We start from the raw sequence: 21,514 nt of genomic DNA, 5'->3' as shown, positions 1-21,514 counted from the left end.
TTCACTTGAGGGGTTTATTTTTATTAGAAAAAACGATTATAGTGGTGGGGCAGTTAAAATCGCTTCTTTAGAAGCAGGTAAACCTGGTTGCGATTCTGGAATAGTTTCTAAACCTTCAATTTTAGTTACTGTGCCAGTGCCATCAAAGTAAATTTTTAAATGCTGACCATGTGCTGCGGGGATTTTTGCCTTTTTAGCGTAAGTTCCCGGGATATAGTTGTAAATGTAGTCCCAACGCTGAGGATTGAGGGGATCAGTCACAGTTGGACTACCAAGCAAAAAACGCACTTGCTGGAAATTCATGCCGACTTGTACTTGAGAGGCCTGAGCTTTGGTCAAAGGAGTCCCTTGAGGAATATCAACCTTATATACACCAAAGATTGAACAACCAGCAAGGAGTGAAGTGACTAATAACGTCAGCACGAGTTTTTGCATTTTGCTACACTATCCCAATAAATTATGATGCATTTGATCAAAGGATAGATCATACTTCATCTAAATTCTATTGCCTATTCCAACTTGAGATTTGTTGAGAGACCTTTTTTCATGCCTATTTCCAATCAAGATTTGCGCAAAGCTGGACTTAAAGTTACCCTTCCACGAATTAAGATTTTGGAATTATTAGAAAATTCAAAGCAACATCATCTTAGTGCTGAAGATATTTACAAGACTTTGTTAGAACAAGGGGAAGATGTCGGTCTTGCGACAGTTTACCGTGTGTTAACACAATTTGAAGCTGCAGGTATCATTCAGCGTCATCATTTCGAAAATAATCATTCTGTTTTCGAAATTATGCAAGAAGATCATCACGATCATTTGGTTTGCTATAATTGCAACAAAGTTATTGAATTTACTAATGATGTTATCGAGAAGGAACAGCATGCTGTAGCAGACCAATATGGGTTTACCTTAACGGGTCACTCATTAAACCTCTACGGTTACTGTAACGAACCTGAGTGTCAGGAAGTGTTGCGCAAGAAATAATCGTTTTCACACAAAGAAAACAAATAAAAAAGGAAGGTTACGTTTAACCTTCCTTTTTTTATGGGGAAATTACTGTCGGTCGAAGGTTAAATGCTGATTTGTGCCTGCAATTTGATCAGGTCCTTCTTCGGCAAGCTTAATCGTCAAACGTAAATCATTTGGTGAGTCGGCATGTTTTAATGCATCTTTGTAGGTAATTTGGCCTGCTTTATAGAGATCAAACAATGCTTGGTCAAAGGTTTGCATACCGAGTTCACGGGAACGCTTCATTAAATCTTTAATTTCATGAATTTCACCTTTACGAATGTAGTCCGAAATTAATGGTGAGTTAATTAAGATTTCAATTGCAGCGCGACGCGAGTTACCATCAGGCGTTGGAATAAGTTGCTGAGCAATCATGGCCTTTAAGTTAAGCGATAAGTCCATGTAAAGCTGACTGTGGCGGTCACTTTCAAAGAAGTGAATAATACGATCGAGCGCTTGGTTGGCATTGTTAGCGTGCATCGTAGCCAATACAAGGTGACCTGTTTCAGCAAAGCCAATCGCGTAGTCCATAACTTCACGAGATCGAATCTCACCAATCAAAATGACATCTGGTGCTTGTCGCAAAGTATTCTTTAAGGCAATTTCAAAAGAGTCTGTATCGATCCCGACTTCACGTTGGGTAATGATGCAGCCCGCATGTTCATGAATAAACTCGATTGGGTCTTCAATAGTAATGATATGACCTTTAGTGTTGTGATTGCGATAGCTGATCATTGAAGCCAATGAAGTCGATTTACCAGTACCTGTTGCACCAACAAAAATAATGATACCGCGTTTGGTCATTGATAAATCTTTAAGAACGGGCGGTAACTGCAAGTCATCAATTGAAGGAATTTTAGTTTCAATTCGACGTAGTACCATGCCTGGCATGTCACGCTGCTGAAAAGCGCTCACACGAAAGCGGGCCGTTTTATCACGGTTCATAATGGCAAAGTTACATTCACGAGTGTCTGCAAATTCTTTGCGTTGTTTTTCGCTCATGATGGAATGTAAAAGTTGACCAATAACATCCCCTGAAAGACTATTTTTTGAAATTGGAACAATTTGCCCGTTAATTTTCATAGATGGTGCAACACCATCTGTAATAAAAAGATCGGATGATTTTTTTTCAACCATGAGGTTGAGTAGGTCATTAAAATCCATATTTATTCTCTAATTATTTTTATAGGAATGATTCAGGCTGTTTTGCAGCAGTACGTGCAGTTTGTGGGCTAATCACACCACGAGATACCAAACCTTTTAAGCTTTGGTCGAGTGTTGTCATGCCATGATTTGCACCAGTCTGAATTGATGAATACATTTGTGCGACTTTATTTTCACGAATTAAGTTACGAATGGCAGGAATACCAATCATGATTTCATGTGCTGCGACACGTCCGCCGCCATTCTTTTTAAGAAGGGTTTGCGAAATAACAGCCTGTAAAGATTCTGACAACATGGCACGAACCATGTCTTTTTCTTCGGCAGGGAATACGTCAATCACACGGTCAATGGTTTTTGCAGCAGAAGTCGTATGGAGCGTACCAAACACCAAGTGACCAGTTTCAGCAGCAGTAAGTGCTAAACGAATGGTTTCAAGGTCACGCATCTCACCGACTAAAATAATATCGGGGTCTTCACGCAGTGCCGAACGTAGTGCTTCATTAAAGCCATGCGTATCACGATGTACTTCACGCTGGTTAATCAAACATTTCTTCGACTGGTGTACAAATTCGATTGGGTCTTCAACTGTTAAAATATGGTCATAACGATTTTCGTTGATATAGTCCATCATCGCTGCAAGCGTGGTTGATTTCCCCGAACCTGTTGGACCTGTTACCAGTACAATCCCACGTGGGTAATCACAAATATCTTTAAAGATTTGCCCTAAGCCTAAATCTTCCATAGTAAGTACTTTAGATGGAATGGTACGAAATACAGCGCCAGCACCGCGGTTTTGGTTAAATGCGTTAACACGGAAACGAGCAACATTGGGCACTTCAAAAGAAAAGTCAGTCTCAAGTTTTTCTTCGTAGTCTCGGCGCTGTTTATCATTCATGATGTCATAGACCAGACGGTGAACATCTTTATGATCTAGAGCTGGTAAGTTAATGCGACGGACTTCACCATCAACGCGAATCATCGGTGGCATGCCAGCAGATAAATGTAAATCGGACGCGCCATTTTTCACAGAGAAAGCGAGTAGCTCTGTAATATCCATAATTTCCCCAAGTAAATCAAAATATGTCATTATTTTGTAGAATAATATACGGCTTTCACCGAGGCTTACCAACACCTCGCTTTAGGTGAAAAGCAAAAAAGTTTTTTGAAAATGAGAACCTTGTCAATGAATTACCTGCAAGATGCGCGACAGCTCGTATTACAGCAAATCCAACGTGCTTGTGAACATGCTCAGCGTGCGCCTGAAACTGTGCAACTTTTAGCCGTGTCGAAAACACATCCGAGTGAAAGTTTGCGTGAAATGTATGCAGCAGGGCAAAGAGCATTTGGTGAAAACTATTTACAAGAAGCTTTAGACAAAATTGAAGCTTTACACGATTTAGAAATTGAATGGCATTTTATTGGTCATGTTCAGCGCAACAAGACTAAACATTTGGCTGAAAAGTTTGATTGGGTGCATGGTGTAGACCGTTTAATTATTGCTGAGCGTTTATCTAATCAAAGACTTCAAGATCAATCTGATTTGAATATTTGTTTGCAGGTGAATATTGATGGGCAAGACAGTAAAGATGGTTGTGCACCAGATGAGGTTGCCGAGTTAGTTGCTCAAATTAGTCAACTGCCGAAAATCAAATTACGCGGTTTGATGGTGATTCCAGCGCCAGACAATACAGCTGCTTTTGCGGATGCTAAAGCCTTGTTTGATGCTGTGAAAGAACAACATGTCCACCCAGAACACTGGGACACATTAAGTATGGGAATGTCAGGTGATTTAGACGCTGCAATTGCCGCAGGTTCAACCATGGTCCGTGTAGGAACGGCTTTATTTGGAAAGCGCGATACAGTTGAGAAAAAATGACTTTTACAATTTAGATAGACGTTTTGTCGGGTAACTGTAATTTGTTAATTTAAATTTAATTTTCCTAGCTTATAACCCAGATATTTTAATATTTGAGTGTGTAGGGTATGGATTTGTTGCATGTTTTCATTCTGGCAATCATTCAAGGTTTTGCTGAATTATTGCCAGTTTCTAGTTCCGCACACGTTATCTTAGCTGAAAAGTTAATGGGGTATGATCCATCTGCACCTGATATGACTTTCTTACTTGTGATGTTACATACAGGTACGATGTTTGCAGTGATTGTCTACTTTTGGAAATCTTGGAAAAAAACCTATTTTTCTTCATGGGAAAGTTTCAAAAAACAAGCCTTCTATATTATTTTGGCAACCCTAATTACAGGTGCGCTTGGCTTAGCGCTTCAATCTATGATTAAACATGTGTTCTTCGGCGGCGCGAGCAGTTTCGAAATTGAGCATTTGTTTAGTAACTCAAAACTCATGGCAGCTGCGCTGATTTCGGCAGGTGTTCTGATTATTTTATCTTCGCGTTTAGATCGCGGACAACAAGGTGAAATCAGTTTACGTAGTGCTTCTATTATTGGGGCAGTGCAGGCGTTATGTTTGCCTTTCCGTGGCTTTTCACGTTCTGGTGCAACCATCTCTACAGGGCTATTTTTAGGTGTATCACGCCAAAAGGCTGAAGAATTCAGTTTTGCGCTGGCGGTTGTATTAACACCAGCAGTAATTTTAAAAGAATTATATCGTTTAGTTCACGCTCAAGGCTTACAAACTGTAGCTCATGGACAAGTGTTCCATTCGATGGTTCCCAGCTTATTAGGCATGTGCTTTAGCTTTGGTGCTGGCCTTTTGGCATTAAAATGGTTGTCATCATGGTTAGAACATGGGCGCTGGCATTTGTTCGGTATGTACTGTATCGGTTTTGCAGTTGTAGTGCTCTGCGTTAATTAATTTTTGATGTTTTAAAATAAAAGAAAATGAATACAAGACAAAGGGGCGTAAATGATACGCCCCTTTGCTATATAAGATTCAATCAAGTTTAAGATATGAAATCTTAATAAATTAACCCACGACTTCAATGGTACTTGCACCAGCACCGAGTGGTTTCACCTGAATTTGTACAGGAATACGTTCATGCATTTCTTGAATGTGTGAAATCAGAATGACCTGACGGCCCTGATTTTGCAATTGATCTAAAGCGTTCATAACCATGTGCAAAGACGAAGCATCTAAAGTACCAAACCCTTCATCAATAAACAGAGATTCAATTTTCATTGAACCCGAGGCCATATTGGCAATCGCTAAAGACAAGGCAAGGGCAGTTAAGAACGACTCACCGCCAGATAAAGAGGCAACAGAGCGGGTTTCTCCATCCATATCGTGGTCAATAATCGCAAGACTTAACGATTGCTCTAAACGTTTAAGCGTATAGCGTTGAGACAGCATCGCCAGTTGCTGATTGGCATGTTCAACTAAAATATCTAGGTGATATTGCTGGGCGTAGTCACGGAACTCTTTACCTTTAGCATCACCAATCAGACCTGAAATTTTGCTCCAGCGATGTTCTTCTTGCTGAATATTTTGAATTTGCTCGGCGTATTGTTGCTGCTTCGCAAGGTTTTGTTGATGTACCTCGAGCTTAAGCTTAAGCCGATCACGTACTTCAAGCTGTGCTTTGAGTTCTGCAATATTGTCTTGAATGAGGTTAACAAGCTTTTCATGTTCAATATCTGGCTGAGTTTGTAAATGCTCACTCAATTGCTCTTGCATAGTTTTTAGGGCAGATGAGGCTTCACTTAATAGACGCTCAGCATGATTAAGGCGGTTACGAATATCTTGTTCTTGGGCTGAATTAATCTGCATGAGCGCTGTAAGCTCAGACGCTTGAAAATCGACATGGGCCTTTAACCATTTTTGAATTTGCTCATCAACCTGCTGCTGATGTTGTGCAGTGTGTTGATGCTGATGCTTGAGTTGATCAAGCGCCTGTTTTTGCTGCTCAAAGTGCTGTCTAGTTTGTTCGAAACGTTGTTTAGCTTCGTGATATGCCGTTTGTTGCTGCTGACGTTTAGCGTCATGTTCAATTAACCATTCATGCGGTTTAATGTCAGCGCGGCCCGTCATTTGCTGAATGAGCGACACCGCTTTTTCATTATTTTGTTGGCCTTTAAGCGTAATGTCTTTGAGATTTTGATCGACCTCATCAATTTGTTTGGTCATTTGTTCAAGATTGGCAGCTAGCATTTTAAGTTCTTGTTGCTGCTGCTCGAAACGTTGTGAAAGCTGTTCTTGTTGCTCAAGTTGCTTGGCGCGTGCGTCGAGAATCGACCAAGTCTGCTTAGCCGTTTGGCTACTCGACTGCTGCCATGCATGCTGTTCATTTTCCGATAAACACTCAACAATATGTTGAACTTGTTGTTGCCATTGCTGTGCCGTGTTTAGCAGTGTCTCATTACGCTGAATAGATTGAACGAGCTGATTGTGTTGTTTAATCGCTTGGGTTAAACGCAAGTTTTCTGAATCAAATGAACTTATCGCAGTTTGTGCGATTTGTCTGAGTTCGTTAAGCGTTTGCAAGATTTGTTCAGGAACTTGATTAAGCTCAATCTGTAACTGATTGAGGCTAAATTGCTGCTCAAGCTCTTGCTGCAAGCTTGATTGTTTAGCTTGAAGTTGAGCTAAGTATTTCTGAACTTGCTCAAGCTCGGCGCTACACTGGGTGAGAGCATGTTGTTGGTTTTGCCATGCATTAAATTTAGTTTGCTCTAGAACTACGGCCTGTTGCTCTTGCTGTTGCTGTAAGTCGAACAAGGCCTTGGAGACTGCACTGTCATCAACACGATAGGGGTGATGTGTGCTTCCACACACTAAGCAAGCTTCGCCGTCTTTAAGATTGGCTCGTAACTGCTCAATATTTTCGGTGTGCAGTAAACGCTGCTGTTGCAGGATGTGCTGTAACTTTTCACGTTCAGTTTTTGCTGTTTGGTACTCTTGCTCAGTCGACTGGCAAAGGGTTTTAAGCCGCTGTTCTTGCTCTGAGGTTTGAGTATGTTTTTCAGCAAACTGCTGAAGCTCAGCATATAACTCATGATAAGTTTTTATTTTTTGCTGAATCAAATCTAACTGCGTGATTTGAACAAGTTTCTGATCTTTGTCTTTACGCTGTTGTTCAAGTTTTAACTCAATCTGTTCAACGGTACCTAGTAAAGTTACGAGTTGTTCGAGTTCACTTTTAGCTTCCGACAGCTTTTGGCGAGCAAGGGTAGGGTTGCCAAGCTGTTGTTCAATCGCTTGGTAATTTTGAATAAATTGCCCAAGCTGATGTAGATGCGCTGAAAGGCCTTTATCTAATACAGCATATTGCTGAGTTTGAGTAAGCTGCTGTTGAAGATGAATTTGGTTCTGCTCAAGCTGTGCAATGTGCTGTTGGACAGTATTTTGCTGTTGGTGCAGTGGACTGAGTTTCTGCTCAAGTACGTTTCTTTTTTCTTTGCACTTTTTATATTCATCACCAATAAAAGCACGTTCCTGAATGGACTGTCGAACTTGATTTAAAGCTTGTTGATGCTGCTGCTCAAAATCGAGCGTATGTTTGAGTTCTTGCTCTGCAAGTTGATATTGTTTTTGTCCCGTTTCAAAAACTTGTAGTAGGTTATTAAACTTGGTTTGAGCTTGTTGAATTTGTGGCTCAAGTTGTTGTAGCGTTTGTAAATTTTGAGATTGCTGAAAAACCTGCTGGCGTATTTCAGAGAAAACTTCGAGCCGTTTTAATTGCTCACGTTCGGAAGCCAATTGTTGATGATGGTTTTGCTGGGTTTGAAACTGTTGTTGTTTAGCTTGAACTTCTTGCTCAAGTTTGGCTTTACGCTCAAACCATTGTTGTTGTTTGTCTAAGACATTTTTTTGTTGTTCTAACTGTTGACGGTTTTGTTCCGCTTGCTGGTATTGTTCGGTAAATGCCGCAATCTCTTCATCAGACAAAATTTCGATATGGCCTAAGAACTCTTCAAGCTGTTTACGCTGCTTTGCAATATCTGCTGTTTTACGAAAAGCTAATTCACCGATTTTGGCGAAAATGCTGGAGTTGGTTAAGTACTCAAGTAATTCACCGCGTTCGCTGTCTCGTGCTTTTAAAAATGCGGTCACTTCTGACTGGGCAAGTAATACAGCACGCGTAAACTGTTCAAATGAAAGCTGGGTAATTTGTTTAACTTTTTCATCAACCGCTTTGGCTTTATCTGCAAGCACCACACCATCGGTCAGACATTTTAAATGGCGTTGCACGCTTTGTAATTTACCATTTGGGTTTTCACGTGCACGTTTAATTTCCCAACGTGCCAAATAGCGTTTTTGATCTTGCGCAATAAAGCACAGTTCAGCAAAACCATGTCCTGTACCACGGCGTAAGACAGTTAAAGGTGAGTTGGTCAGTAATTCTGAGCCATCGACATCTTTTAACTTACCATCACTGTCTTTAAGGCGAGGCACCCGATTAAACAAGGCCAGACACATCGCGTCTAAAATGGTCGACTTACCTGCACCCGTTTTCCCTACAATCGCTATCAGACCCGCATGGGCGAGAGGTGCGCTTTCAAAATCAATAAAGTGTTCATCAGAAAGAGATGCCAGATTTTTTATACGAATGGATAAAATTTTCATGACATATCCTTAAGGGGTTGCATCATTTTCAAGATTTTTTTGTGCTTCTTGTACCAGACTCAGAAAATCTTTTAATACTGCATCATCGGCGCTGTAACCTTGTTTTTCCCAGATATTTTGAAATAGCTTTTCTGGTGTTGGTGGTTCGAGTGCAATTTGCTGAGTGGTATTTGAATCGGTGGTGTCTTTGTTCACATATTGGCGTGAAATACGTACTAAGCGATAGCGCTCAGGTGGTAAAGCTGCTTCAAACTGCTGGCGTAAATTCGGTTGTGGCGGCGTTAAACTATAATATTCAATATCGACATATTCACGATGGTCAATATTTTCAACAACGCCATGTGGTAAAGCTTTGAGTTGTTGTAGCACTTCGTTTAACTCACCACGAATGCGGTGTAGCTGTATGCAACGTGGAATTTCTACTGCTTCAAATTGCAAACGACTGTCTGCTTCTTGAGTCGGGTCAATTTTGACCTCAACCACTTGGTGCTTATAGTTAATTTCACTAAAAGACAGCGGAATTGGCGAGCCACTATAACGAATGTGCGGCTGACCTACTTTTTGTGGTTTATGCAAATGCCCTAAAGCCACATAGTCGACAGCATTTTCAAACAAAGTGGTTGAAAGAGCTTCTTCATTACCAATAATAATTGGGCGTTCAGAGTCGGATGTTTCTCCACCTTGCATATGCGCATGCGACATCAAAATAAGCGCTTGGTCTGGCGTTTTACGACGTTTGGCTTCGGCAATGAGTTGCTGGTGCAAATAGGCAATCGCATTTTTGCTGTTAGTAGTATGTTCATTAAAGCCCGTAATTTCCGCCGAACGTAAAAAAGGTAGGGCAAGGCACCACGCCACAATATCCTGATTTTGATTATAAATCGGCAAAAGCAAACGATCGAGATCTAGAGTTTTATCTTCATTCCAGCGAACCACGCCCACGGTTTTCGCATTGTATTTTTCTAAAAGAGGTTCGACCTGTTCAATACGATAGCCTGAGTCATGATTCCCGGCAATCATGAGCGTTTGCATGTATGGGGCAAGACGATGCGCATCTGCTAAAAATTGGTAGAGTTGCTTTTGTGCTTGAGAACCTGGGTTAATAACATCAAAAATATCGCCAGCAATAAGTAGGGCATGCGGTTGTTTTTCTTGAATTTGAGTAAGTAACCAACTTAAAAATTGTTGGTGTTCGTAGTGGCGTGAATGATTATAAAAAAACTGCCCCAAATGCCAGTCAGAAGTATGTAGAAAATGTACGGACATAGAAACAGACATCAAGCCAAGATAAACACAGATACGTTAGCATAAATTGGCAGGAGATTTTATAAAGACATTTTAAAGTGCTCGATATTTAAGCCCACCGTAAAATCTAAATTAAATTTTTCACTTTAAACTTTGCTTTGTTACTATCAAGGCAAACAACGAACTTTGAGAACAAAATGACCATTCATAAATACGAAGTAAAAATACAATGGGAAGGCAATACGGGAACAGGCACTTCTTCTTATCGTTCATATAAAAGAGACTTTAGTATTCAACACCCACAAAAGGCCACGATTCAAGGTTCATCAGACCCAGCCTATTTAGGTGATGTGACCAGATGGAACCCAGAAGATTTACTGGTTGCATCAGCTTCAGCTTGTCATAAGCTGTGGTATTTACACCTATGTGCAGTCAATCATATTCACGTTGTGAGTTATGTCGACCACGCGCTTGGATTCATGGAGGATGCAGATCCAGTTAAACGTGGCCACTTTACTCAAATTATTTTAAAGCCAGAGATTGTTTTGGAAAAAGGCGCCAACCAAGAGCTTGCTGCAAAATTACATGAAGAAGCGCATCATGAATGTATGATTGCCAATTCGGTGAATTTCCCAATTACATGTGAAGCCAGCTTTAGTTTTGCTGAGTAATCAATATGAAATAGCCACCGATAAAAAGGCGGTGGCTATACATTAAAAAATAAATAAAGTCGTTAAATAAAAACTTTAAGCTGCATTTTCATCGGCTTGAAAAATACCAAAAACGTTGTGGTCTAAATCGACAAAGTAACCATGCCAAGCACGACCGGGAATGGCGAATTTATCCATTGCAACAATACCGCCTTGCGCTAAAATTTTTGCAGCAACTTCATCGAAATTTTCGACATGAACCGAACACGTAAATGCGTTGGTACCATATTCCATTGGAGGCGTTTGAGCAGGACGTTTTAATAGGCCGCCCATGAGTGAAGGGGTTTCTATACGATAATATTCAATGGGTAAACTTTCATCGAGTTTAAATTGCCAGCCGAACACAGCTTGATAAAACTGCGCATCGCGAGCAGGGTTTGAAGACTGGATTTCAAAATAGGCAATATTGTTCATATTATTTAAAACATATTTTTATGGTGTAAAAAGTATACCCATAGCTTTCATAGCTATGAAATAACGATTGTGTAGGTTGAGCGTAAAATAAATGAAAGTGCCAGAAAATAAAAACCGACGATTCGAGTGATGAGAGAATCGTCGGTCAAAAACTTCATCAAGGGTTTCGGCTGCTAACAAAACCTAATCTGAAGGAAGAAAAGAGTCGTAATGAAAGGTCACCGAAACAATTTTGCGGATGCCGTGCAAAGGAAGTATTCGGTTGCTGCGACCTTATTACTCTATATAACGTCAAGAGATTCAGATTGGTTGACAGAAAAATGAAAAAAAATTGAAAAAAATTTATAATTATTTTTTAAACCCATAAATTAGGCAAAAATATGACCAAATTACGTTCTTACTTTCTCTGGTTTTTTGCTTTATGCATCGCACTCACCTTAGTTGTTGGTGTGGTTGCAGCACTATTACCAGCGAGTGTAGGCGGTATTTTAACAGCCATTCCCTATTTAGGCGCAATGATTTTTGTCTTATTTAAATTTTTAAAGAAAGAACGCCGTGCACCGACTGTACAAGAAAAAAAGAAATTTACTTTAGGTTTTACCCTGATTTTCTGGGGCTATAACTTGTGTGGCGTTTTATTTGGCCTGTTTTTATTTGCCAGAAGAGACCCTGAGATTTTGCAAAACTTTATGCTTTACCTCAAACAGCCTCAGTTCTTAAGTATTATGGTGATTATGCTTTTAATGTTAGCCATTCCCCTTTATTTAATTACTTACTGGTTTTACGGCAAACAGGCACAGCGAATGGCAAGCAAAATGTTTAATATGCAATAGATCACTATATAAACAGCTACGATTAAATATAAATGAGTCTTATACAATTAAATAAAACTTGAGTCCTCAGCTTAGGAGGAAATATGAATAAGAATGTATTAATCACGGGTGCCAGTGGTTTTATCGGAACGCATTTAATTAAGTTCCTGCTGCAAAAAAATTATAACGTGATTGCTGTTACGCGGCAGGTTGGAAAGATATCTGACCATCCTGCCTTACAGTGGGTGCAAAAAGTCGAAGATATTGCGACACGTCAAATTGACTATGTGGTGAATTTGGCAGGTGCAAATATTGGCGAAAAACGCTGGACTGAGTCACGTAAAAAGCAACTCATTGAAAGCCGAGTAAACACGACCCGAAAATTGTATCCGTGGCTAAAACAATCTGAAATTTTTCCAGAAGTGATTGTCTCTGGCTCAGCGATTGGTTATTACGGGATTGATGATCAAGAAAAGTGGGCAGAGGTGTGCACAGAACAAAGCCTGCCACAGCCTATTTTTATGTCCGAGCTTTGCCAAGAGTGGGAAAACGCAGCTTTAGCAGATACTCAGCAAAATACTAAAATTATTCGCTTAGGTGTGGTCTTTGGGCAGGGCGGTGGCATCTTGCCTAAAATGTTGCTTCCGATTCGACTCAATTTAGTTGGTCAAATTGGTCACGGTCGTCAGCCTGTAGTTTGGGTACATATTGAAGATGTCTTAAACGCAATCGAGTTTATATTTAGACATCCTCAATCTGCCCAAATTCACAATGTCGTGGCACCAGAAAATGTGACTCAAAAAGTTTTTGTTGAGCAAGCCGCTGAGGTTTTGAATAAGAAACCACTGTTGTCAGCACCAAGCACAGTTTTTCGCTGTTTGTTGGGAGAGCAGTCGCAATTGATCTTAAATGGTCAATACGTTAAACCCGCAGCTCTGCAAGCAGAAGGATTTGAATTTGCTTATCCTCAACTAAAAATGGCTTTAGAGAATGTACTCGCGTCAGGCTAAGATTTTATTTTGTAGGCGCTCTGGTGAATATGCTTTTGCATCAACTAACGTTGGTTGACCCAGCATAAGCTGACGGAGTAATTGTGCAGAGCCTGCACCCATACATAACCCATTTCTAAAATGACCAAAGTTTGCCCAGAGGTTATCCATTTCAGGCATTTTGCCAATATAAGGAACGCCATTTGGTGAACTTGGTCTGAGTCCTGCCCAGCGCTGTAGGATCGGGAAATCTGCCAGTTCTGGAACCATTTCTAAGCAAGCTTCTAAAATATTGTGCTGGGTTGTTTCATCGGTGGAAGTGTCGAACCCCCGATGTGCCATGCTTGAACCACACACGATATGACCGTCCATACGAGGAATCAGATACATCACTCGATTCATACACATGGTCGGTAGCCAGTGAGCAGGGGTTTTAAATAACAACATTTGACCTTGAACAGGTTCGACTGGAATTTCGAGTTGTAATTGTGAGTTCCAGTAATGGCTCCAAGCTCCCGAAGTTATTACAAAATGATCTGCTGTATGTTTGCGACCATCTTCGGTTTGTAGCGCTTGTATCACATCACCGTGTTGAATCAGTTTTTTAACAGCAGCGTGTTCAAAAAACTCAACATTTGGATGCTGTTTTAAATAACTAATCAGAGACTGTAATACGCGTGGGTTACGAATATTAGAAAGTTCAGGAAAATAAATGGCTTCTTGAAACTGAGCGGAAATATGCGGGTTGACTTGCTCTAGGGCATCTCGTTGTAAATATTCACAGCGTTGCATGGGTTCTTGATGTTGATCGGCGTAGGAAAGTCCGACGTCAAAATCTTCTTCATCAAAAATCAACATGCCTGTGTCATGAATTTCAAAATCAATCCCTGTAACAGGGGAGAGTTTTTGGTTCCATGCTTGATAAGACGCTTTGCCAAATTGAGCGAGTTGGTTCACTGCATACACATAGCGCCAAGGGTACATCGGAGAAAGAATCCCTCCGCCAGCCCAAGAGGCTGCTTGTCCCGCTTGTTGTTGATCGAAAATGCTTAACGTACAGCCTTGTTCAACCAACTCTAGCGCAGACATTAATCCACTTATGCCCGCGCCAATCATTGCAATATGCATGCAGTGTTATCCTTTCTCTGCGAACTTAGTTCATTTCCTTGAGTTTTTCGGCAGCGGTTTCTGCAAAGTAAGTCCAGATCCCGTCTGCACCAGCACGGCGGCAGCACATGAGTGATTCTAAAATCACTGATTCTGATAACCAGCCATTTTGAATTGCGCCCGCTAACATCGCGTATTCGCCACTCACTTGATAAATGAAGGTTGGAACACCAAAGGTATCTTTCACTTCACGTACCACATCCAGATATGGCATGCCCGGTTTTACAATCACCATGTCAGCGCCTTCTTGAATATCAAGTGCGATTTCATGTAACGCTTCGGCACGGTTGGCAAAGTCCATCTGGTAGTTATATTTATTACCACCTTTGAGGTTGGATGCAGAGCCAACAGCATCACGGAACGGACCATAGAAGCTAGACGCATATTTCGCAGAGTAGGCCATGATGTTGGTATAGATGTGACCATTGGCTTCTAAAGCTTGACGAATAGCACCAATACGGCCATCCATCATGTCACTTGGTGCAATCACTTCGGCACCTGCTTCTGCGTGACTGAGCGCTTGTTTAATCAAGCATTCGACAGTCTCGTCATTCAGCACATAGCCTGTCTCATCAATAATGCCGTCTTGACCATGCGTGGTGTATGGGTCGAGTGCACCATCAGTAATTAACACCATTTCTGGTAATTCTTTTTTAAGTAAACGGCACGTGGTTTGGACTAAACCATCTTCATGCCATGCAGCTTCTGCGGTCAGGCTTTTATCTTCTTGAGGCGTAACTGGAAAAAGAGCCAGTTTAGATACGCCCAATTCCAGAAGTCTTTCAGCTTTTTTCAGTAATAAATCTGCCGACAAACGCTGAATGTTTGGCATACTTGGAATATCTTGGGTCTGATTTTGTCCCGGTAATACAAATACTGGATAAATCAAGTGATTGGTAGTGAGCTGTGTTTCGCTGACCATCGCACGCAACTGGTCATTTTTACGAATACGGCGCATGCGAGTGGCTGGAAATGCAGGACGATTGAACGTATAAGTCATAACAATCTCGATGTTCGGTATTACACTAGGATAGGTTGGCGGATATTCCATTACTGTCAACCGACTGCTGTATTGTAGCCCCATAATGCTGGATTTGTACAAAATTATGGGTGTTTATCATGCTTTTAAATTTAGGCAATGTATGAGTGATGAAAAGAAAAATTGGACTGGGAGCATTCATTTAGGTGCAAAAACTGACCTGAATGTAGTTCTTAAGCAATTATGTAAGGCGTTTAATAGCTCTCCTTTTTTTAAGCATAGTGGAATGATTATGCGTGTGGTGGACGGGCAAATTGAAGGCTATATCGAGATGCAACCCGACCTGATTGGTAATCTGGCATTTCAGATTTTGCATGGTGGAGTTGCTGCAACCTTGCTCGATAGCATTGGCGGTATTGTGGCAATGGAACATCTATATCGCCGTTCAACGCCGGAAACTTTAACCGAGACCATTAAGCAAGTATCGCGTTTGGCAACTGTCGACATGCGTGTAGATTATTTGGCGCCGGGGCGTGGTAAATACTTTATTGCACGTGCCGAAGTTCTGCGTTTAGGTCGTAAGGGCTGTACCATGCGCATGACCATGGTCAATGATGAAGGCAAAGCAATTGCTGCGGGTATTGCTTCATACGCCTATTAAATTGCCCATTTAAGTAGTTAAAAAGCGCCAAGTGCGCTTTTTTTGGTGTTTGAAAAGCAGGAATTTTCACAAAAACTTTGAGATAAACATTAATTTAATTAGAACGAACGCATTAGTTATAATTTTTTATTCTCATATCATGAGGTTTTAGCGTTAAAATTAGCTCCTTTGACAATGCGGTATGTCTTGTTTATAGAAAAATAAAAACTCTATAACAAGGTGTAGTGCGAGATTGATGGCAAAGCCAACCCATCTTTAGGAACATACCATGACTGATGCACAAAGCAATGTACAAGAAACAGTGCCAACAACATCTGCCTCGGATGACAACAATCAAAACAAGCGCAAAAAATTTCTTGGTTTTTTTGCGCTGATTTTATTGATCGCCGCTATTTTATATGCAATCTGGGCATTATTTTTAAATCATTCCGTGAGTACGGATAATGCCTATGTCGGTGCAGAAACGGCTCAAATCACTTCAATGGTAAGCGGGCAGGTCGCTCAGGTTGTGGTAAAAGATACCCAAACGGTACATCGTGGTGACGTGCTGGTTCGTATTGATGACCGTGATGCCAAAATTGCACTGGCTCAAGCTGAGGCAGAACTCGCTAAAGCAAAACGTCAATACAAACAAACTGCGGCAAACAGTAGCTCTTTAAACTCTCAAGTTGTGGTGCGTGCCGACGAAATTACCAGTGCCAAAGCTCAAGTTGCTCAAGCACAGGCTGACTACGACAGAGCTGCTTTAGAGCTGAATCGCCGTGCGCAACTTGCCGCGTCTGGTGCAGTGTCTAAAGAAGAGCTCACTAAATCACAAAGTGCAGTTGAAACAGCCAAAGCAGGGCTAGAGCTTGCCAAAGCAGGTTTAGCGCAAGCATCTTCAAGCCGTAAAGCTGCCGAAAGCACTTTTGCAGCGAACGAAGCTTTAATTCAGGGTGTAAGCGAGACTTCAACACCCGATGTACAAGTTGCACAAGCACATGTTGAACAAGCTCAGCTTGATTTAGAACGTACCGTGATTCGTGCGCCAGTTGATGGTGTGGTCACACGTCGTAATATTCAAGTCGGACAACGTGTTGCACCGGGCACTAGCATGATGATGATTGTGCCGCTCAACGATTTATATGTAGATGCGAACTTTAAAGAAAGTCAGTTGAAAAAAGTCCGTCCGGGTCAAATCGTCACACTTACTTCAGATTTATATGGTGACGATGTTGAATATCACGGCAAAGTGATGGGCTTCTCTGGTGGTACAGGCTCTGCCTTTGCCTTAATTCCGGCTCAAAATGCAACAGGTAACTGGATTAAAGTGGTTCAACGCTTACCAGTTCGTATTGCACTTGACCCAAAAGAACTTGCTGAACACCCACTGCGTGTTGGCTTGTCGATGGAAGCAAAAGTCGACCTATCTGCGAAGTAAACGCTTATGAAAACGCAAACACCTTTTGCCGAGCTAAGCGGTGGCCGTTTATTACTGGCAGCGTTTGTTATTGCCTTGTCGAACTTTATGGTCGTGCTCGATACAACCATTGCCAACGTATCTGTACCACACATTACTGGTAACCTTGCTGTTTCCAGTACACAAGGGACATGGGTCGTTACCTCGTATGCAGTTGCAGAAGCGATTTGTGTACCTTTAACGGGTTGGCTTGCGGGCCGCTTTGGAACTGTTCGGGTTTTTATTTTTGGCCTGATTGGTTTTACCATTTTTTCTTTTTTGTGCGGCCTAGCAAACTCGTTAGGCATGCTGGTATTTTTCCGTATTGGACAAGGTTTATGCGGTGGCCCACTTATGCCACTCAGCCAAACCTTGCTCATGCGTATTTTCCCTAAAGAAAAACATGCACAGGCGATGGGCCTCTGGGCAATGACCACAGTGGTTGGGCCAATTTTAGGACCAATTTTAGGTGGTCTGATTAGTGACAACCTGTCTTGGCACTGGATTTTCTTTATTAACATTCCGGTCGGCATTATTTGTGTTTTAGCGGCAATCCGTTTGCTCAAACCAGCCGAAACAGAAACGATTTCTTTAAGAATCGATACGGTCGGTTTAGGTTTGTTAATACTCTGGATTGGTGCGCTACAGCTCATGCTCGACTTGGGGCATGAACGCGACTGGTTTAACAGCATCAGCATTGTGGTACTCGCTTTAACTGCCGCCATTGGCTTTGTGGTGTTCCTCATATGGGAACTGACCGATAAGCACCCCGTCGTGGATGTAAAAGTATTTCGGCATAGGGGCTTTGCAATTTCAGTGTTAGCTCTGTCTCTGGGCTTTGGAGCTTTCTTTGGCAGTATTGTACTGATTCCGCAGTGGCTGCAAATGAACCTTTCCTATACCGCCACATGGGCCGGCTATTTAACTGCAACCATGGGTTTTGGTAGTTTGACCATGTCACCGATTGTGGCGAAGCTTTCGACCAAACATGACCCACGAGCACTAGCGAGTTTTGGTTTGATTTTGCTGGGTGCTGTGACCTTAATGCGGGCGTTCTGGACCACAGATGCCGACTTTATGGCACTGGCTTGGCCGCAAATCCTGCAAGGTTTTGCCGTACCGTTCTTCTTTATTCCACTTTCGAATATTGCACTTGGTTCGGTACTCCAACAAGAAATTGCATCTGCTGCAGGCCTCATGAACTTTTTAAGAACCATGGCAGGAGCGATTGGTGCCTCAATTGCAGTGACCGTTTGGGACGATCATGCCAAAGTTGCACGCAGTGAAATGGTGTCTAACCTACATACTGCCGAAGTTCAAAATAACCTTGCGCAAAATGGTTTTTCGGCTGACTCGACCTTAGGAATTATTTCAAACCTCGTTGATAAAGAAGCGATTACCATGTCGGCAAACCATGTATTTTTATTGTTTGCGATGGTGTTTGTCTTTGCGGGGCTGGTCATTTGGCTGTGTCCAAAACCCAAAGGGGACGTCGGCGGAATGCCTTCTCATTAAACATCAAAAGCATCTCTTCGGAGGTGCTTTTTTTAGGTCCATTAAAAAATAAACTGCATCTGCAAATGGCAGATTTTGCCTGTATTTAGAGAAATAAAGCATGCCAGAATCGGGCAAATCAGTTATAAAAGAGTGTGATATCAAGCAAGGAGGCATAAGACAGGGCACAGGATAAATCGCCCTGGAACATTCAATATTATAAAACCTTATTTTTATCAAAGATTAAAAAAACTTAATACCTGAAAACAAAGAAGCTTGCATGGCAATTGCATGGATAGGCAGGCGTATATATTGGAGTTATCACGTGAATAAAAGATATTCATTTTTGTTCAGTAGTTTATTAGCAGTCGGTTTATTACAAGGATGTGGAGATGACTCCTCGTCAGATCAGCCCAAGGATGATTCAAATACAACCCCGCCCAATTTAATTGTTGATAATGACCCGACCAGTTGTAGCAAACTGGCACAAGACGGTTCAAGCGTGGTGGTCGGTTCAAATCAAAATGGTGACCCAGCAGCGCCTGAAGGTGCATCGGGTTATAGACTCGGTAACACGGTTAAATACGCAGATAAATATATGGTGGTGGCAAACACACCACTTGCGGTAAAAGCCGGCTGTGATGTTTTAAGAGCAGGCGGTAGCGCAGTCGATGCAGCCGTTGCCGTACAAGCGGTGCTTGGTTTGGTCGAGCCACAATCGAGCACGATTGCTGGTAGTGGTTTTATGATGTATTACGATGCTAAAACTAAAAAAGTCACGGCGTATGATGGCCGTGAAACCGCACCAGCCGCAGCCAACGAATATTATTTAATTCGCCAAGATATATATGACCCAAATTCACCAGCACCTGTACCAAGTGCCCGCCGTAGTGGCCGCTCGATTGGTGTGCCGGGTGTGATGCGTTTGCTTGAACAAGCGCAACAGGAACATGGCAAACTCAAGTGGAACCAGCTTTTTGGTGAAGCGATTGGTTTGGCTGACAATGGTTTCCGCATTCCGGGGCGTTTGGCAGATGCGATTGCAAGTAATGCAAACAGCTTAGCGCTTGATGCAAATGCAATGGCGACCTATTTCTACACAGATGGTTCACCTCGTAAAGTCGGTGAAACCATGACCAATAAAGCCTATGCAAAAACCCTAGAAGCACTTGCTTCACAAGGGGCAAATGCGTTGCACACCGGTCCGATTGCTCAAGCGATTGTGGCAAAAGCAGGACAGACGTTAGGGGATGACCCAGCACGAACTCCAATTACCCCAAGTTTGATGACCTTGCAGGATTTATCGAGCTATCAGGTTAAAAAACGCGACCCGATTTGTACGACGTACCGTGACCGTTACTATGTGTGTACCATGCCACCTCCATCTTCGGGAGGAATTGCGGTTGCGCAAACGCTGGGTATTTTAGAAAACTTTGATATGTCGCTCTATCCACCTAAAAACCCTGAAAATGAAGGCGGTGTACCAGATGTGATGGGTGTGCATTTAGTGTCTGAAGCAGAGCGTTTGGCCTACGCCGACCGTGATAAATATGTGGCAGACACTGACTTTGTTGCTTTACCAGCACAGGGCATTGCAAGCTTTATTGATAAAAATTACTTAAAGCAACGTGCAGAACTGATTAACCCGAACCAGAGCATGGGTATTGCGCCAGCGGGTAATTTCAATCCAGCTTCGGGTGTCGACACGACTGTTGAACACGGAACAACTCAGTTCACGATTGTAGATGCCTATGGCAATGTGGTTTCAATGACATCGACGGTTGAATCAAGTATGGGTTCATTCCACATGGTGGATGGTTTCTTGCTTTCAAACCAGTTAACTGACTTTAGCGCCAACCCGCTTGATAGCACTGGGGCACTGGTTGCTAACCGTGTAGAAGGGGGCAAACGCCCACGCAGTACAATGGCGCCAACTTTGGTGTTTAAAGGCACTACGCCAGATGAGTTTTATATGGCAACAGGTTCACCAGGGGGTGGTACCATCATTCAATATGTGGTTAAAACTTTGGTGGGTGCATTGGACTGGAACTTAAACGCTCAGCAGGCTACCTCGCTTGTAAACTTTGGTGCGACCAATAGTAAAAACACCAATGTAGATAGCTCGAATGTTCAGCTTTCTTTGCTTGATTTGATTGAAGGTTTAAAAGCAAAAGGGCATGGCGTTGCCAACACTGCGCAAACCAGCGGTATTTCAACGATTATGAAAGTAAACATTAATAATCAAAGTAAATACGCAGGTGGGGTAGACCCACGCCGTGAAGGTATTGTGTTAGGCAATGGTGCTTTATAGACCCAACTTAAAAAAAGCTGTCATTTTTGGCAGCTTTTTTATGTGGCCCTTGAAAAAAACAAAAGGCTCTCCATTATGTAAATATGTTCATCAGTAGCGGACTGTTGATAAAATGCACAGTATTTTATTTTAGTTATGCTATGATGCTCATACATTCATGGGGATGTTATTGGCTTCGACGCTGGTGATGAAACTCATAGATGCATGCCGAGAGCGCATTTTCTCTCGTAAATCAAATTTGCATATTTTAGTCGCAAACGACGAAACTTACGCTCTAGCTGCCTAAGGGCAGTTTGTCCGCTTCCTAGAATACTTGTGGTTTAGGAACCCGACCGTAGCGCACGCACACAAGTCCGTATAGAGTCAAGCCTCGGGGCTTTATACCAAACTTAGAGGATCGCAACTTGTACCCTGTTCGTCGGGTCACAAGGTGTTAAAACAATAGACGATATCTAAGCATGTAGTATTCTCGAGCGTAATGCTGGCGGACGCGGGTTCAACTCCCGCCATCTCCACCATATACTTAAATTTATATACCGTTATATGATGATATATAAAACTAAAAGCCTTAACTATCAATAGTTAGGG

The 21,514-nt window shown here is 42.0% G+C and carries 18 protein-coding genes and 1 other RNA gene; 11 read left to right on the top strand and 8 right to left on the bottom strand.

Features of this window, described 5'->3' with window-relative positions; genetic code table 11:
- Positions 1 to 36: 36 nt before the first annotated feature.
- Complete coding sequence (locus tag FY048_RS14045) at positions 37 to 435, bottom strand: outer membrane protein assembly factor BamE (protein ID WP_003653245.1); 399 nt, start codon at positions 433 to 435, stop codon at positions 37 to 39.
- A gap of 111 nt (positions 436 to 546) precedes the next feature.
- Between FY048_RS14045 and fur the strand changes: the two genes are divergently transcribed.
- On the top strand, positions 547 to 984 hold the full coding sequence (gene fur / locus FY048_RS14040; protein ID WP_016139030.1) for a ferric iron uptake transcriptional regulator: 438 nt from the start codon (positions 547 to 549) through the stop codon (positions 982 to 984).
- Between the two features lie 69 nt (positions 985 to 1,053).
- Here the strand turns inward: fur and FY048_RS14035 are convergent, their stop codons facing one another.
- The gene (locus FY048_RS14035) at positions 1,054 to 2,172 is read right to left on the bottom strand and encodes a PilT/PilU family type 4a pilus ATPase (protein ID WP_004641663.1); all 1,119 of its coding nucleotides are present in this window, start codon (positions 2,170 to 2,172) and stop codon (positions 1,054 to 1,056) included.
- 19 nt (positions 2,173 to 2,191) lie between these two features.
- Positions 2,192 to 3,229 (bottom strand): type IV pilus twitching motility protein PilT, encoded by a 1,038-nt coding sequence (locus FY048_RS14030; protein ID WP_003653239.1) that lies wholly within the window; start codon positions 3,227 to 3,229, stop codon positions 2,192 to 2,194.
- A 126-nt stretch (positions 3,230 to 3,355) separates the two neighbouring features.
- Here FY048_RS14030 and FY048_RS14025 point away from each other — a divergent pair, with 126 nt between their 5' ends.
- Positions 3,356 to 4,048, top strand: coding sequence for a YggS family pyridoxal phosphate-dependent enzyme (locus FY048_RS14025; protein ID WP_446091542.1), 693 nt, complete (start codon positions 3,356 to 3,358; stop codon positions 4,046 to 4,048).
- Between the two features lie 107 nt (positions 4,049 to 4,155).
- Complete coding sequence (locus FY048_RS14020) at positions 4,156 to 4,998, top strand: undecaprenyl-diphosphate phosphatase (RefSeq protein ID WP_446091541.1); 843 nt, start codon at positions 4,156 to 4,158, stop codon at positions 4,996 to 4,998.
- Positions 4,999 to 5,109: 111 nt separating this feature from the next.
- Here FY048_RS14020 and FY048_RS14015 read toward each other — a convergent pair whose 3' ends face one another.
- Together FY048_RS14015 and FY048_RS14010 are read right to left on the bottom strand one after the other, a co-directional pair.
- Positions 5,110 to 8,706 carry an AAA family ATPase gene (locus tag FY048_RS14015; RefSeq protein WP_446091540.1) on the bottom strand — a complete coding sequence of 1,199 codons (3,597 nt, stop codon included), beginning with the start codon at positions 8,704 to 8,706 and terminating at the stop codon, positions 5,110 to 5,112.
- A gap of 9 nt (positions 8,707 to 8,715) precedes the next feature.
- Positions 8,716 to 9,984: an exonuclease SbcCD subunit D gene (locus FY048_RS14010; protein ID WP_446091539.1), complete on the bottom strand. Its 1,269-nt coding sequence runs from the start codon at positions 9,982 to 9,984 to the stop codon at positions 8,716 to 8,718.
- Between the two features lie 164 nt (positions 9,985 to 10,148).
- On the opposite strand from FY048_RS14010, the gene FY048_RS14005 reads away from it, so the two are divergent.
- Positions 10,149 to 10,622 (top strand): OsmC family protein, encoded by a 474-nt coding sequence (locus FY048_RS14005; protein ID WP_446091538.1) that lies wholly within the window; start codon positions 10,149 to 10,151, stop codon positions 10,620 to 10,622.
- Positions 10,623 to 10,697: 75 nt separating this feature from the next.
- Here the strand turns inward: FY048_RS14005 and FY048_RS14000 are convergent, their stop codons facing one another.
- Positions 10,698 to 11,075, bottom strand: a complete 378-nt coding sequence (locus tag FY048_RS14000) for a VOC family protein (RefSeq protein ID WP_446091537.1) — start codon at positions 11,073 to 11,075, stop codon at positions 10,698 to 10,700.
- Positions 11,076 to 11,455: 380 nt separating this feature from the next.
- Here FY048_RS14000 and FY048_RS13995 point away from each other — a divergent pair, with 380 nt between their 5' ends.
- Both FY048_RS13995 and FY048_RS13990 read left to right on the top strand, forming a co-directional pair.
- Positions 11,456 to 11,908 carry an ABZJ_00895 family protein gene (locus FY048_RS13995; RefSeq protein WP_446091536.1) on the top strand — a complete coding sequence of 151 codons (453 nt, stop codon included), beginning with the start codon at positions 11,456 to 11,458 and terminating at the stop codon, positions 11,906 to 11,908.
- An 83-nt stretch (positions 11,909 to 11,991) separates the two neighbouring features.
- Entirely contained in the window at positions 11,992 to 12,897 is a 906-nt protein-coding gene (locus FY048_RS13990; protein WP_446091535.1) for a TIGR01777 family oxidoreductase, read from the top strand.
- Here the strand turns inward: FY048_RS13990 and FY048_RS13985 are convergent.
- Together FY048_RS13985 and hemB are read right to left on the bottom strand one after the other, a co-directional pair.
- Positions 12,889 to 14,004: an NAD(P)/FAD-dependent oxidoreductase gene (locus tag FY048_RS13985; protein WP_446091534.1), complete on the bottom strand. Its 1,116-nt coding sequence runs from the start codon at positions 14,002 to 14,004 to the stop codon at positions 12,889 to 12,891. The genes FY048_RS13990 and FY048_RS13985 overlap by 9 nt on opposite strands.
- A gap of 25 nt (positions 14,005 to 14,029) precedes the next feature.
- Positions 14,030 to 15,043, bottom strand: a complete 1,014-nt coding sequence (hemB, locus tag FY048_RS13980) for a porphobilinogen synthase (RefSeq protein WP_198496352.1) — start codon at positions 15,041 to 15,043, stop codon at positions 14,030 to 14,032.
- A 142-nt stretch (positions 15,044 to 15,185) separates the two neighbouring features.
- On the opposite strand from hemB, the gene FY048_RS13975 reads away from it, so the two are divergent.
- The 5 genes from FY048_RS13975 (at position 15,186) to ssrA (ending at position 21,444) form a co-directional block, all read left to right on the top strand.
- Positions 15,186 to 15,683 (top strand): thioesterase family protein, encoded by a 498-nt coding sequence (locus FY048_RS13975; protein WP_004641674.1) that lies wholly within the window; start codon positions 15,186 to 15,188, stop codon positions 15,681 to 15,683.
- Between the two features lie 268 nt (positions 15,684 to 15,951).
- Entirely contained in the window at positions 15,952 to 17,103 is a 1,152-nt protein-coding gene (locus tag FY048_RS13970) for an EmrA/EmrK family multidrug efflux transporter periplasmic adaptor subunit (protein ID WP_005042593.1), read from the top strand.
- A 6-nt stretch (positions 17,104 to 17,109) separates the two neighbouring features.
- Positions 17,110 to 18,636 (top strand): DHA2 family efflux MFS transporter permease subunit, encoded by a 1,527-nt coding sequence (locus FY048_RS13965; RefSeq protein WP_446091533.1) that lies wholly within the window; start codon positions 17,110 to 17,112, stop codon positions 18,634 to 18,636.
- Between the two features lie 304 nt (positions 18,637 to 18,940).
- A complete protein-coding gene (ggt, locus tag FY048_RS13960; protein ID WP_446091532.1) occupies positions 18,941 to 20,926 on the top strand; it encodes a gamma-glutamyltransferase in 1,986 nt (661 codons plus the stop codon).
- A 159-nt stretch (positions 20,927 to 21,085) separates the two neighbouring features.
- Positions 21,086 to 21,444: a transfer-messenger RNA gene (gene ssrA, locus FY048_RS13955) on the top strand.
- The last annotated feature ends 70 nt before the right edge of the window (positions 21,445 to 21,514 follow it).

The sequence above is a fragment of the Acinetobacter sp. 1124_18A genome, assembly GCF_052824995.1.
This window is presented reverse-complemented; position numbering and strand designations above follow the sequence as displayed.